Below are 13,715 nucleotides of genomic sequence, written 5' to 3'. Positions count from 1 at the left end.
ATCCCATGAGACTAGCAAGAGACTTCCTGATTATTCTGGCCTGCCTGCAGCTCGGCAAGGGCGTGGCAGCCCTGCTGCCGTTCGGTTTTCCCGGCAGTATCATCGGCCTGTTCGTCCTGTTTATGCTGTTGAGCCTGCAGCTGATCCGGCTGAACTGGGTTCATGATGGCGGCCAGCTGATCCTGCGCCACATGGCCCTGCTGTTTATTCCGGTGGCGGTCGGCCTGCTCGGCTATCTGGACGTGTTGAGCGACGGCCTGTGGCTGATCATCGGCACTTCGCTGGCAGGCTTGGTGCTGATCCTGCTTTGCGTCGGCCACCTGTATCAGAGGTGGAGCCGATGATCTGGCTGGCCATCCCCCTGACCGCCGGCCTGTATCTGCTGACCAAAAAACTGGCGCGCCGTTTCAAAAGCCCACTGCTGAATCCCATTCTGTTGCCTGCCCTGGCGCTGATGGCCCTGCTGGCCGTCACCGATCTTGAGGTGGCCGATTACCGTCAAGGCACCCGACCGTTGGGCTTCCTGCTGGACATGGCGGTCGTGGCCTTTGCCCTGCCGCTCTATCAGCAGGCGGCCCAGATCCGCAAGCAACTGCTCCCGATCCTGGCCTGTTGTGGCCTGTCGGTGCTGATTTCGGTCGGCACCACCCTGATGATCGGCGCCCTGGTTGCCGCCCGTCCCGAATTGCTGGCCTCGATCGCCACCAAATCCATCACCACGCCACTGGCCATGAGTGTCAGTGATTCCCTGGGGGGTATCCCGGCTATCGCCGCCGGGCTGGTCATTATTGTCGGCATGATGGGCGCCATCCTCGGCTTTCCGCTGATGCGGCTGGCCGGTATTCACGATCCCCAGGCCCAGGGAATTGCCATCGGGGCCGCCGCCCATGCCATCGGCACCGGCGCGGCGGCGGAGGCCGGAGCCATCCAGGGGGCCTTTGCTTCCCTGGCGATGGTGATGTGCGGCATACTGACCGCCTTGCTGGCACCGCCCGCCTTCCATCTCTATATGTGGCTCACTGCCTGATCAACCGTCAGTTTCAGGTTGTAGGATGGGCCAATAACATGCGGACACCTCCCAGAGGCAGAAATGAACCCGGCTCCTTCATCCTGTCCTCTTTCGCGAGGCCCCGGCCTTCCCGAGTCGGGGCAGTCCGGATTCGAGCTGGTTCAGACACAGTATTTCAATATAATGGTCATTCCATGAGTAACAGGCGCTCAACCATGTTCACGGATTTTTCCATGGAAACCACGGCCAAAAACGCCGCACGCTTTCTTCAGGCCAGGCCGCATGTCCCGGAAGGTGCCCAGGTCAAAATCGCGTTCCTGGGTAACGAGACCTTCGAGCAGCGGCTCCAGGCCGTTGAAACACTTCATGCGAGTCGGGTCAGTCCGATGCCCATCATTTCATCACGCAGACTGGAATCACTGAATGTACTTGATTCATACCTGACGCAGGCCACTCGCACCGGTCAAATTCGGAGCATTTTCCTGGTCGGCGGCGATCCATCCTCGCCCCGGGGGCCATTTATCGACTCAATGGATGTGATCAACAGCCATATCCTGGACAAGGCCGATATAGATACGGTCGGGATTGCGGGCTATCCCGAGGGACATCCTCGGATAGGCGATCAGGCGTTATGGGATTACCTGAAGCGGAAAATTCATGCACTGACCGCCAGGGGATTCTCGGTAGAAATCACCACCCAGCTGTCTTTCGATGTGGAGTTGGTGATGTCCTGGATAGAAAGGGTCAGGCGCGAAAAGATCGATGTCCCCATCCGCGTCGGCATCCCGAGCCCGTCGACCGTGAACGGATTGCTCAAATTTGCCGGCCAATGTCACGTCGGCGTATCCATGCGACTCCTGCGTCAATATGGCTGGAAAATAACCTCGCTGCTGGGAACCGTCGGTCCAGAGCATTTTCTGAGCACACTCCAGGATGGTCTCACGCATCGCGAGCTGGGAGATGTCCGCTTGCACGTCTATCCAATGGGAGAACTATCCGGCGTGATGAAATGGATACAGGGCTATTCCGGCACCGCAGCATGACAAATGAACATCTGCATCAAGGCTGCAACGCTTTTTACACCCCACCAGGAGTCGGTCAATGACGCATATACCGCTCAATGCCAACCTGCAACTGGCCCTGACTCGGGCCGGTCTGGCAGACTGCATTGCCTTTTCCCCGCCACAAGTCCGGGCACTGGCCCAGGCCACCGCCCTCAATAACGATGCCCTGGCCCTTGCGCTGCTGCCCCTGGCCCAGCAAAAAGCCTCGGCTACCGTGTCCCGTTTTCATGTCGGCGCCATCGCCGTCGGCGGCTCGGGGCACTGGTATCTTGGCGCCAACCTGGAGGTGCCGGACCTGCCGCTGAACCACTCGCTGCACGCCGAGCAGGCCGCCATCGGCCATGCCGCCTTGCGGGGTGAGCAGTCCATCGAAAAAATCGTGGTCAGCGCTCCCCCCTGCGGGCATTGCCGGCAGTTTATGAATGAACTCAACCAGGGCGACTCCCTGACCATCTTGCTGCCGGACGGCAGCCACAAGCTGGGCGACCTCCTGCCTCATGCCTTCGGCCCGGCCGATCTGGGCATCCGGGGGGGCATGCTGGGCGCCGCTGCCGGACAGCTTGACCTGAGCAGCGAGGATCCGCTCTTGCTTGCCGCCCTGGCCGAGGCCAATGCCAGCCATGCTCCCTACAGCGGCAACCGGGCCGGGGTGGTACTGGCACTCGACGACGGCCGACTCTGCCGGGGGCGTTACCTGGAGAATGCCGCCTTCAACCCCAGCCTGAGTCCGATGCAGATGGCGCTGAGCCAGCTGATGCTCGGCGGCGGCCAGGGCGGACAGATAGTCCGGGCCGTCCTGGTGGAACAACGGGCCCCGATCCGGCAATATGAAACCGCAGCCCAGACCTTGTCCCGCTTTACGGCAATACCATTAACCAGGGTAACGATTTAACGCCTTATCAAGGAAGGTCCAATGAAACTCTATGTCTTCGATCACTGCCCTTTTTGCATCAAGGCGATGATGGCCGCCGGCTACACCCGCTTGCCGGTCACCCAGTGCATTATCGACAACCACGACGTGGCCCGGCGCGAAGCCATGATCGGCTATAACGCCGTGCCGATACTGGAAAAGGACGACGGCAGCTTTATGGCCGAAAGTGCCGATATCGTCCAGTATCTGATGGAATGCAGCGGCGACAGCCTGGCCCCCGCCCGGCATGCCGAGGCCCTGAGCCACTGGCTGGAAGCGCACCAGCACACGCTCTGGTCGCTGCTGTTCCCCCGCGATGTGCAGTTACCGCTACCCGAATTCCGGCAGCCAGAGTCAATCGCGTATTTCACCGCCAATAAAACCGCCATGCTGGGCTGTTCGTTTGCCAGGGCGCTGGCCGACAGCCCGGAGTACATTGCCAAAATGGAAGCCGCCTTCGCCGGGCTGGACTGGCTACAGCCTCCGTCCCGGCGCCGGGACAGCCGACTGAGCTGGGATGATATTCAACTGTTTCCCACCCTGCGTAACCTTACCATGGTCAAGGGACTGAATTTTCCCGCCGCCCTTGATGCGTATCTGAATGAAGTCTCGGCCCTGTGCCGGGTCGCCCTTTACCGAGAGCTGGCCTGCTGACCAGCCTATTGGCGGCGCACCAGTTTAAAGCACAATTCGTTGAAAAACGTCCGCTCGCCCGATGCCACCCTGGGATTGCTCATGCCTTCTTCGATGCAGCCCAGCAGGGTGACCTCAAAACAGGGCTCGAACAGCCGTCTGACTTCTGCTTCCGACACGGAGAAGGGGGGCGTATCAGACTGTGCCGGTGCAAACTCAACGGTAACCAGCAACATATGGCCCCCCGGGTGCAGCAGGCGCGCCATCAGCCGGGCATAAAGGCTGCGAACCGGCTCGGGCAAGGCGATTAGCGCCGCCCGATCATAGGCTGCCTCATACCGCTTGTTCAGGCTCTCTGCCTGGAAAAAATCCCCCTGAAACAGGTTGAAATCGACGGCCTGCCAGCAGAGATAATGCTCCAGCCGATGCTGTTGGGGGATAAAACCCGCATCGGCAAAAAAATCCCGGACCGCCAGGGGCGACAGCTCGAAGCCGGCAATCCGGTGCCCCTGCTCGGCCAGCCAGTGCATGTCCAGGCTCTTGCCGCACAACGGAACCAGCACCTCTGCCTGATCGGGGACAGCCAGTTCCTGCCAGTACTGCTGTAGCTGCTGGTTGACCCGCGACCGGTGAAAGCCGATACGTGATGTTTGCCAGCGCTGGTGCCAAAACTCTGCGTCCATATTCACTCCATATGGTAACCGGGTTGCCACTATCGCAAGTCCCGGACACCGGCATCAAGTGTTTGGTTTAAATTGATTGCTGTGAACATCGTAGTGATAGCCGATTTGCGCCATGCGCGCATTCAGGTGTCCGGCATCCAGATCATAGCGTGCCAGCAGGACATCCAGGCTGTCGCATTCCAGTCGCAGTTTTTCGTTGATAATGCTGAGCACCATATGAGGGTCCATTCGCCCCAGCTGTACCGCATCCATAATGAGTCTCCTGATAGTTCCCTGCTCAGTATAGCCTCCCTGCCCCGAGCCCCCCGGCCAACAATACTGTAAATTTAAACAGTATTTTCTTGACCCCCGGCACCCGGCAAGACTACTGTATATATACACAGACAAACGACAGGGATTGCTTATGGCTACCATCATGCTCACTCACCAGAATGTCTTCGATGCACTGTCCGGATCCTGGCAGCAGGCGCAAACCACGCCCGGCTCTGCCTCCCTGCCTCACGGCAAGGGAGTCAGCCTTATCGAGCATTGGAACTGCCAGCAGCAATCCCGGTTATTGGCCGAATTGTCGACCATCAGCCGGCAGGGTAGCGGCTGGATCCTGATGGTGAACGCACCCGCCCCCCTCTCAAAGCAGGCGCTGCAGCAGGCGGGCGTGGCTCCCTGGCGGGTGCTCAGCATCCAGGGAATACCTCCGGGGGCAAGTCAGTCGTTGATGGAGCGCGCCCTGGCGCAGGGGAGCATGGGTGCCCTGGTCAGCTGGCAGGCAAAACCCGGCCAGCGCCAGCAGGCCTGCCTGCAGGCCGCGGCTCAAAGAGGAAATTGTCGGGGATTTATCATTACTGCCCCATCCGGGCTGCCGGCTCTGCACTGAATGGGGGCAGGTAAGGGCGGGAATAGGAAGTAGGAAGCATTTCCCTGTTTATCGGGCACAGCCTTGTTCAGGCCAGCTCGCGGCAGACCAGATCCAGCATCATCTGGATATGCGAGCGACTATCATTCAGGGCCGCAATATAACGATATTGCTCACCGCCCGACTTGATAAACAGCGCCTTATTCTGCTCGGCTATCTCTTCCAGGGTTTCCAGGCAATCGGCGGAAAATGCCGGACAAATCACATCCAGTCGCTTGATGCCCTCATTTGGCAGAGTTTTCATGGCCTCGTCCGTATAGGGCTTGAGCCACTCCTCGCGGCCAAAACGGGACTGAAAGGTGGTGCGCCACTGGTGGCGCTCAAGGCCCAATTGTTCTGCCACCAGCTCCGATGTCCGATGGCATTGCTGCCCATAAGGGTCGCCCCGCTCCTGAAAGCGCTTGGGTATGCCGTGGTAAGACAACAGCAGCATATCCGCCTGGCCATGCTCCGCCCAGTGTGCCCGTACCGAATCGGCCAGGGCCTGGATATAACCGCTGTGATCATGATAATCATGAATAAAGCGAAAGGCCGGCAGACAGGTTTCGGTTTTCATCAACCTGGCCCAGCTATCGAATACCGACGCCGTGGTACTGACCGAATATTGCGGGTACAGCGGCAATATAATCACCCGGTCGACACCGGCCGACTTGAGATCCTGCCAGGCGTTGGCCATCGAAGGCTCACCGTAACTCATGGCCAGCGCCACCGGCATATCTATGCCTTCCCGGACGAAAGCCTTGCTCAACGCCTGTTGCTGGCGCTGGCTTACCACCATCAGTGGCGAGCCTTCCGGCCACCAGATTGACTGGTACAGCTTGGCAACCTTGGGCGCTCTGAACGGCAGGATAATTCCGTGAAGCAAGGGGCACCATACCACTCTGGGCATATCCACCACCCGGTAGTCGTGCAGGAATTGACTGAGAAAGACTTTTACCGCCTTGGCGGTCGGGGCTGTAGGGGTACCCAGGTTTACCAGTAGAACGCCTGTTTTCACCTTGTTGCCATGTCCTGAATAGATCGGGGCCGTACTAACGACAGTACGGCCCCGATGGGTGATTACTACGCGAGAATATCGGTCAGTTCGCGGCTGACTTGCTCAACCGACTGGGTGCCGTCCACCTTGTAGTGACGGGTACGACCGGCTTCGGCTTCTTGTTTATAATAGCCGATCAGCGGAGCGGTTTGCTCATGATAGACAGCCAGGCGCTTGCGTACCGTGCCGGCTTCATCGTCGGGACGAATAACCAGGTCTTCACCGGTGACATCGTCCTTGCCTTCCACCTTGGGCGGGTTATAGACCAGATGATAGACACGACCGGAACCCGGATGCACCCGGCGTCCGCTCATGCGCTTGACGATTTCATCATCGGGCACGGCGAATTCCAGTACATAATCCACGTCTATACCGGCCTCGCGCATGGCATCTGCCTGGGGAATGGTACGTGGGAAACCGTCCAGCAAAAAGCCTTTGGCACAGTCGTCTTGGCTGATACGCTCCTTGACCAGACCGATGATCAAATCGTCGGACACCAGTTGTCCCTGATCCATGACTTCCTTGGCTTTCAGCCCCAACGGGGTACCGGCCTTGATGGCGGCACGCAACATATCACCGGTGGAAATCTGCGGAATGCCGAATTTCTCCATGATGAATTGTGCCTGCGTTCCCTTGCCCGCGCCCGGTGCACCCAGCAAAACGATGCGCATATCTGCGTCCTCTTATCGATTGGTCATTCATATTTTGGGGTCTGATTGTGTCACGACACCGTCATGGGGACAAGTCAGAGGGCGAGGCTGTTAGACCTATTGATGAGAAAAGAGCCGCTTTCATGGCGGGCCACATGGGAAAAGGCTCAGGCAACCAGCTGCAGAGCCGACACCAGTCACGACTGTTTCGCCCTCCCCTGGCCCACCATACCCACACAACTGGTCCTAACACCACCGGATACAATGGTTTCTTATGACAATTGCTAACCATATTATTGTTTATTGTTATCAATTTATGACCGGTATTTCCCACTGCAGGGAAATCCATGCTGTTCGCCATCAGCCCTGCCGATCCGGGCTTTGTAACAAAACGGACGTTAACGAGGAGCATATGGAAAATGTAATGCGTAAGGTTGCCCATCTGGCGCTGGCCATGGCGCCGCTCATGACATTCAACACAACCGCCGGCAATCCGGCCGACGTTGCCGAGACCATCTATCACAATGCCAAGGTGATCACCGTCAATAACAACTTCGATATTGCCGAAGCGGTCGCCGTAAAAAATGGCCATATCATGGCGGTCGGTAACAACCGTCAGATCCAGGCTCTGGCCTCAGCCGACACTAAACAGATTGATCTGCAAGGCAAGACCCTGATGCCCGGCTTCTACGACGGGCATATCCATGTAAGCACCGGTGCCCGGCCATTCGGCGCCAGCTTCGATGTCCCCACCCCGGATCAACTCGGCAAGATACTGGCCGAACAGGCCGCCAGCACACCAGCCGGTGAATGGCTGATAGGGGTCATGAGTCGCCCCTACTGTCATATGGCAATGCCCAACCGTTGGGAGCTGGACGCCATCGCCCCCGACCACCCGGTGATGCTGGCCTGCGGCGTACTTAAGCTGACGCTCAACTCCCAGGCCATCGACAAAACCGGTCTGAACAAGGATACGCCCGAACCCAAGGACGGCCTGATTGTGCGTGATGAACAGGGGGAGCCTTTGGGTGTGCTGACCATGGGAGCACGGCGTTATGCCCTCGGGGTAATCCCCAACCCGGCGTTGAACGACGACAGCGCCCGGGAAAACCTGCGAGCCCAGCTGAAGAAGTTCCCGCCCATGGGCGTTACCAGCGTCAATGTCGCCGGGGTCCGGCCCCATGAACTGCGCTTGATCCAGGATGTCTATGCCCGCTGGGGGGAGGAGCTGCCCCGGGCAACCCTGCAAATCTTCCTGTTCCCCGGCTATGACAATGTGGAAACCAGCCTGGCAGAAATAGAAGGACTTGGCTTTCATACCGGGGTCGGTGATGATCGGCTGAAACTCGGCGCCATCAAGATGGCCATGGATGGCGCCATTGCGGTACCGGATTTCCGGACCCTCAAACCCTACGACAGCAAGGTGCGTTTCGATGAACGGGGTCCCTGGGAAAACCAGCAAGGCGATTTCGACGGGGTCACAGTCATCCCCCGGGACAGCCTGTACAGGGTGAGCAAGCGCGCCCACGAGCTGGGCTGGCAGCTGGGTATTCACACCATAGGCGACGCCGCCACGGTGCAGGCGGTGAAGGTACTGGAGCGGATCCTGAAGGAAAGCCCGAGGGAGGACCACCGCCACCACCTGCATCACCTGACCATTCGGCCACCCGAAGAGACCCTGACCAAGATCGCCGAGCTGGATATCATTGTCGACACCCAGCCCAACTATACCTACTACAACAACGCCTTTATGCTGGCGGCGGTCAGTGGTAACCGCCTGGAACGGCAGAATCCCCAGCGCTCGCTGCTGGATCATGGCATCAAGATAGCCTATGGCTCGGATGGCCTTCCTCATGGCCCCCTGCTCGGCATCTGGGCGGCCACCACCCGCATGGGCTACGATGGCAAGGTCTATGGCGCCGAAGAAGCCATCAAGGTCGAGGAAGCCATCAGGGCCTATACCCTGGGCCCGGCCTATCTGACCTTTGATGAGCAGCAACGGGGGTCAATCGAAGTGGGTAAAGTCGCCGATATGGTGGTATTGGCCGAGGATCCGCTGACGGTGGATCCCCTGCACCTGCGGGATGTGGCGGTTGAAAAGACCATAGTGGCGGGTAAAGAGGTGTTTGCCGGCTCGCATATTGAGCCTTACCACCAGGCAGCCCCTAAGCCCTGACGCCTCCGGGAGCGATAGTGGACAGCCCGACCCCGCGGTGATGTGTAGGAGGCGAGACAACGCGGCAATATGACCGACTGGCCATCATCTCTCGTCAGCTATCATCGTGGCGGGGTCGCCCCTCCTACAACAGACCCCAAATCGGGCAATGAACCTGTAGGAGGCGCGACCTCGCGGCGATATGGCCGACAGGCCATCATCTCTCGTCAGCTACCATCGCGGCGGGGTCGCCCCGCCCACAAGACCGCCGCTCCTTACAAACATTGGGCCCCGCACTACCATCGACATCCTCGCCTATAAAAGAGATGCCCCGCCAAAAGGCGGGGCATCTTTATTACTGCGGAGCGGCCGCTGTTGACCGGGCCAGAGGGATCAGCCCAGCAAGAGGCGGTTGACGCGGGACACGAAGGCCGCCGGATCTTTCAGTCCACCCTGCTCGGCCAGCAGCGCCTGCTCCAGCAGCAGATGCGACCATTCGTTGAACTGCTCACCTTCCGGCTGCTCGCCCAGCTTCTTGACCAGTACATGCTCCGGATTCAGCTCCAGGATGTATTTCTGCTCGGGCACCGGCTGGCCGGCGGCCTGCATCAGCTTGATCATCTGGGTGCTCATGTCATGCTCGCCGGCCACCACGCAGGACGGGGTGCTGGTCAGACGATGGGTCAGGCGTACTTCCTTCACCTCGTCGGCCAGGGCTGCCTTGACCCTTTCCAGCACAGGGGCCAGGGCTTCCTTGGCTTCTTCCTGGGCCTTCTTGGTTTCTTCGTCGTCCAGCTCGCCCAGATCCAGCGCGCCCTTGGTGACAGACACCAGCTGCTTGCCCTGATATTCGCTGAAGTGGTTCATCAGCCACTCGTCGACCCGCTCCCACATCAGCAGCACTTCGATACCCTTCTTGCGGAAGATTTCCAGGTGCGGGCTGTGGCTGGCAGCGGTATAGCTGTCGGCGGTGATGTAGTAGATCTTCTCCTGGCTCTCGGGCATGCGCGAGATATAGTCATCCAGCGATACCGTCTGGGCGTCGGAATCATGGTGGGTGCTGGCAAAACGCAGCAGGCCACCGATCTGCTCGCGGTTGGCGAAATCTTCCGCCGGACCTTCCTTCAGCACATTACCGAACTCTTTCCAGAAGCCCTGGTATTTTTCCGCATCGTTCTTGGCCATCTGTTCGAGCATGGTCAGCACCCGCTTGCTGCAGGCCTTGCGCAGCTGGGCGGTAATCTTGTTGTCCTGCAGGATTTCCCGGGACACGTTGAGCGGCAGATCGTTGGAGTCCAGCACCCCTTTGACAAATCGCAGGTATGTTGGCATAAACTGCTCGGCGTCATCCATGATGAACACCCGCTGCACATACAGCTTGAGGCCATGGCTTTGATCCCGATTCCACAGATCCCAGGGCGCCTTGGCGGGGATATACAGCAGGCTGGTGTATTCCTGGTTGCCTTCCACCTTGTTATGGCTCCAGGTCAGGGCGTCCTGGTAGTCGTGGGAGATATGCTTGTAGAACTCCTGGTATTCCTCGTCGCTAACCTCGCCCTTTGAACGGGTCCACAGGGCGGTCGCCTTGTTGACCTGCTCCCACTGGCCTTCGGTGGCGGGAATGTTGTCGCCGTCTTCCACTTCCTGCTCGGGCGTACCTTCTTTCCACATTTCCACGGCGATGCTGATATGGTCGGAATATTTGCCGATGATGCTGCGCAGACGCCAGTCATCGAGGAATTCCTGCTCGGCTTCACGCAGATGCAGCACCACATCGGTACCCCGGTCGGTTTTCTCGATATCGGCTACGGTAAAGCTGCCGTCACCATCCGACTCCCACTGCACGCCGCGATCGGCGGCTTCGCCGGCCGCCCGGCTGCGCACCGTCACCTTGTCGGCCACGATAAAGGCGGAATAGAAGCCCACGCCGAACTGGCCTATCAACTGGGAATCCTTGGCCTGATCGCCGGACAACTGGCCGAAGAAGGCCTTGGTACCGGACTTGGCGATGGTGCCCAGGTGCTCGATCACCTCGTCGCGGGTCATGCCGATGCCGTTGTCGGAAATGGTCAGCGTCTTGTTGTCCTTATCCAGCAACAGACGTACCCGCAGCTGGCCATCGTTTTCATACAAGGCGCTGTCGGACAGGGCCCTGAAGCGCAGCTTGTCGGCGGCGTCGGCGGCGTTGGACACCAGCTCGCGCAGAAACACCTCTTTATTGGAATAGAGGCTGTGGGCCATCAGGTTGAGCAGTTGTTTTACTTCGGTTTGAAAACCATGAGTTTCAGTATGCACGGCTTCGGACATGGGATTTTCCTTGCTTGATTAACCTTGCCAACAAAGATGGGGGTGCGGTCGTCGATTTCAAGAAGGAGCATGGAAAAAATAGCATTGGGAGCAGTCGTTAGCCGGCAGGGGATTGCGCGATATCCCTGAATGCAGCTCAAGATGGGTGATGGCCTGGCGCCATATCGTCGCGCGGCCCCGCCTCCCACAGGGTCATTGGGGGTTGTGGTAGGAGCGGCGACCTCGCCGCGATGATATCTGAAGGTATATGATGGCCTGTCGGCCATATCGCCGCGGGGTCGCGCCTCCTACAGGATCAATCGGCAAAGGCTTTGCGGCCCATCAGCGAATGACTGAGGGTATTGCCGTCCACCAGCTCCAGCTCGCCACCTATGGGTACCCCGTGTGCGATGCGGCTGACCCGTACCCCCTGCTGGCGGGCGATATCGGCAATAAAATAGGCCGTGGCCTCCCCTTCCACCGTGGGGTTGGTCGCCAGGATCAGCTCTTCGAAGGTTTCGGCAGCCAGCCAGTCGGCCAGCTTGTCCAGTCCCAGGTCTTCCGGCCCGACCCCGTCCAGGGGCGACAGATGACCCATCAACACGAAGTAGCGCCCCAGATATTGGCCGGTCTGCTCGATGGCCACCACATCGGCGGGGCTTTCCACAATGCACAGCTGGCCGGTGGCCGCCCGCTTGGGGTTGGCACACAGGGGACAGATATCTTCTTCGGTAAAGGTCCGGCATTGGCGGCAGTGACCGATATGCTCGAGGGACTGGTTCAGAGCATGGGCCAGCTTGCGCCCGCCGGCCCGGTGCCGCTCCAGCAGGGCGAATGCCATGCGCTGGGCCGACTTGGGGCCAACGCCGGGCAATACCTGCAAACTTTTGATCAACTCATCCAGCAAGGGACTGAAACGCATGACATCACTCTCTTAAACAACATATTTACCAATGAATGCGCTCCCGGCCGACAATCGGGACACTCACCGAGCGAAGATGTGCCCCCCGGGCAGCAAGCATTGCCGCAATCCGGTGCGGGCAAGCCATACTGGCATTACCGGCAACACTACCACGTAGAACATGGGGGTGAAAAATAACAGACGAAAAAATGACGCATAAATAAACCTGTCCGCCCCCATTCACGTTCAGTGATTTTCACAAAAAAAATCCATGGCAACTATACTTTCGGGTTGGTTCCTGCACATCCCCCGCTCGGATAACGCCTCACACCAAAATCGGTTCGCTCCCATATCGCCCATTTACCCCGTCGGCCGCCATTTCATCATCATCCTGCCCCACCCGGCTACCCCGGTAGAACATCGAAACGAAAAAAACCAGGCCAAAAACAGACCAAAAATTAACCAGCTGCCACCCGTAACTTATGTCAAGCTTTTAATACAAAAAGTGTGACAGTCACACATAAACCCGTGCAAGGATTCGCACGTTCAGTCAGAATGGATCAGGACGATCTATGTATAAAGATAACAGGTATCGGCTCAGAACAGGCCGAGGGGTTGCGTATACCTGTAAAATGGCAACCTGTAGTTGGCTACTCGTCATGATGGGCGGATGTAACAGCCTGCTGACGGAGGGGCCGGAAGATCCGCAACCGTTTGATTCCTACATCATCACAGTCAATATCTATGATGACTATGACCAGCTTGAACAGGTACCCGAGATCCCCCTGGCAGCCAAAATAAGCAAAGGGCGGCTAAAGGGCTATGCCAATTGGTCGGGCCGCTTTTGCCAGGTCCATTACGTTCATAATGACTACGAGACCCTGATCCATGAGCTCAAGCACTGTTATTACGGCGCCTGGCATGAATAACTGGAAGCTGGAAGCTGGAAGCTAGAAGCTGGAAGCTAGAAGCTAGAAGCTAGAAGCTGGAAGCTGGAAGCTGGAAGCTGGAAGCTGGAAGCTGGAAGCTGGAAGCTGGAAGCTGGAAGCTAGAAAAATCGTTGGGGCTCACTGGCCTGTCAAATTTTTTCTTCCGGCTTCCAGCTTATTACTTACTGCTTAGAACGGCATCTTGAAGCCAGGCGGCAGCTGCATGCCGCCGGTCAGCTCACCCATGCGGGATTTGTTTTGTTCTTCCACCCGGCGTACGGCGTCATTGACGGCAGCGGCCAGCAGATCTTCCAGCAGCTCCTTGTCATCTTCCAGCAGGCTGTCATCCAGCTCGACCCGGCGTACCGAGTGGCTGCCGGTCATGGTGACCTTGACCAGGCCGGCACCGGATTCACCCACCACTTCCAGTTTGGCCAGCTCTTCCTGCAGCTTCTGCATTTTATCCTGCATCTGCTGGGCCTGCTTCATGATATTTCCAAGTCCACCTTTACCAAACATAGGTTCTACTCTTTGTTAACGGTTTAA

15 protein-coding genes are annotated in these 13,715 nt (G+C 58.4%); 8 read left to right on the top strand and 7 right to left on the bottom strand.

Going from position 1 to position 13,715, the window contains the following annotated elements:
* Positions 1 to 5: 5 nt before the first annotated feature.
* The 5 genes from DCS96_RS04065 (at position 6) to grxB (ending at position 3,637) form a co-directional block, all read left to right on the top strand.
* Entirely contained in the window at positions 6 to 344 is a 339-nt protein-coding gene (locus DCS96_RS04065) for a CidA/LrgA family protein (RefSeq protein WP_116473060.1), read from the top strand.
* Positions 341 to 1,027: an LrgB family protein gene (locus DCS96_RS04060; RefSeq protein WP_116473059.1), complete on the top strand. Its 687-nt coding sequence runs from the start codon at positions 341 to 343 to the stop codon at positions 1,025 to 1,027. Before DCS96_RS04065 ends, DCS96_RS04060 begins: the two co-directional genes overlap by 4 nt.
* 197 nt (positions 1,028 to 1,224) lie before the next feature.
* Complete coding sequence (locus tag DCS96_RS04055; RefSeq protein WP_157953575.1) at positions 1,225 to 2,052, top strand: methylenetetrahydrofolate reductase; 828 nt, start codon at positions 1,225 to 1,227, stop codon at positions 2,050 to 2,052.
* A gap of 58 nt (positions 2,053 to 2,110) precedes the next feature.
* Positions 2,111 to 2,965: a cytidine deaminase gene (gene cdd, locus DCS96_RS04050; protein WP_116473057.1), complete on the top strand. Its 855-nt coding sequence runs from the start codon at positions 2,111 to 2,113 to the stop codon at positions 2,963 to 2,965.
* 21 nt (positions 2,966 to 2,986) lie between these two features.
* The gene (gene grxB / locus DCS96_RS04045; protein WP_116473056.1) at positions 2,987 to 3,637 is read left to right on the top strand and encodes a glutaredoxin 2; all 651 of its coding nucleotides are present in this window, start codon (positions 2,987 to 2,989) and stop codon (positions 3,635 to 3,637) included.
* 5 nt (positions 3,638 to 3,642) lie between these two features.
* Here grxB and DCS96_RS04040 read toward each other — a convergent pair whose 3' ends face one another.
* Together DCS96_RS04040 and DCS96_RS04035 are read right to left on the bottom strand one after the other, a co-directional pair.
* Positions 3,643 to 4,299: a thiopurine S-methyltransferase gene (locus DCS96_RS04040; protein ID WP_116473055.1), complete on the bottom strand. Its 657-nt coding sequence runs from the start codon at positions 4,297 to 4,299 to the stop codon at positions 3,643 to 3,645.
* Positions 4,300 to 4,353: 54 nt separating this feature from the next.
* Positions 4,354 to 4,551 carry a DUF4250 domain-containing protein gene (locus tag DCS96_RS04035; protein ID WP_116473054.1) on the bottom strand — a complete coding sequence of 66 codons (198 nt, stop codon included), beginning with the start codon at positions 4,549 to 4,551 and terminating at the stop codon, positions 4,354 to 4,356.
* Between the two features lie 151 nt (positions 4,552 to 4,702).
* On the opposite strand from DCS96_RS04035, the gene DCS96_RS04030 reads away from it, so the two are divergent.
* Positions 4,703 to 5,173, top strand: a complete 471-nt coding sequence (locus DCS96_RS04030) for a hypothetical protein (protein WP_116473053.1) — start codon at positions 4,703 to 4,705, stop codon at positions 5,171 to 5,173.
* 67 nt (positions 5,174 to 5,240) lie between these two features.
* On the opposite strand, the gene hemH is transcribed toward DCS96_RS04030, so the two are convergent.
* Together hemH and adk are read right to left on the bottom strand one after the other, a co-directional pair.
* Positions 5,241 to 6,209, bottom strand: coding sequence for a ferrochelatase (hemH, locus tag DCS96_RS04025; protein WP_116473052.1), 969 nt, complete (start codon positions 6,207 to 6,209; stop codon positions 5,241 to 5,243).
* A gap of 65 nt (positions 6,210 to 6,274) precedes the next feature.
* Complete coding sequence (gene adk, locus DCS96_RS04020) at positions 6,275 to 6,919, bottom strand: adenylate kinase (RefSeq protein ID WP_116473051.1); 645 nt, start codon at positions 6,917 to 6,919, stop codon at positions 6,275 to 6,277.
* Between the two features lie 403 nt (positions 6,920 to 7,322).
* On the opposite strand from adk, the gene DCS96_RS04015 reads away from it, so the two are divergent.
* Complete coding sequence (locus tag DCS96_RS04015) at positions 7,323 to 9,074, top strand: amidohydrolase (protein ID WP_157953574.1); 1,752 nt, start codon at positions 7,323 to 7,325, stop codon at positions 9,072 to 9,074.
* A gap of 372 nt (positions 9,075 to 9,446) precedes the next feature.
* Here the strand turns inward: DCS96_RS04015 and htpG are convergent, their stop codons facing one another.
* The gene (gene htpG / locus DCS96_RS04010; RefSeq protein WP_116473049.1) at positions 9,447 to 11,360 is read right to left on the bottom strand and encodes a molecular chaperone HtpG; all 1,914 of its coding nucleotides are present in this window, start codon (positions 11,358 to 11,360) and stop codon (positions 9,447 to 9,449) included.
* A gap of 295 nt (positions 11,361 to 11,655) precedes the next feature.
* Positions 11,656 to 12,261, bottom strand: coding sequence for a recombination mediator RecR (recR, locus tag DCS96_RS04005; RefSeq protein ID WP_116473048.1), 606 nt, complete (start codon positions 12,259 to 12,261; stop codon positions 11,656 to 11,658).
* Between the two features lie 638 nt (positions 12,262 to 12,899).
* Here recR and DCS96_RS04000 point away from each other — a divergent pair.
* Positions 12,900 to 13,169 (top strand): hypothetical protein, encoded by a 270-nt coding sequence (locus DCS96_RS04000; RefSeq protein ID WP_116473047.1) that lies wholly within the window; start codon positions 12,900 to 12,902, stop codon positions 13,167 to 13,169.
* Between the two features lie 189 nt (positions 13,170 to 13,358).
* Here the strand turns inward: DCS96_RS04000 and DCS96_RS03995 are convergent, their stop codons facing one another.
* Positions 13,359 to 13,688 carry a YbaB/EbfC family nucleoid-associated protein gene (locus DCS96_RS03995; RefSeq protein ID WP_116473046.1) on the bottom strand — a complete coding sequence of 110 codons (330 nt, stop codon included), beginning with the start codon at positions 13,686 to 13,688 and terminating at the stop codon, positions 13,359 to 13,361.
* Between the last annotated feature and the right edge of the window lie 27 nt (positions 13,689 to 13,715).

It is taken from the genome of Zobellella maritima, assembly GCF_003075035.1.
Lineage (GTDB): Bacteria > Pseudomonadota > Gammaproteobacteria > Enterobacterales > Aeromonadaceae > Oceanimonas > Oceanimonas maritima.
This window is presented reverse-complemented; position numbering and strand designations above follow the sequence as displayed.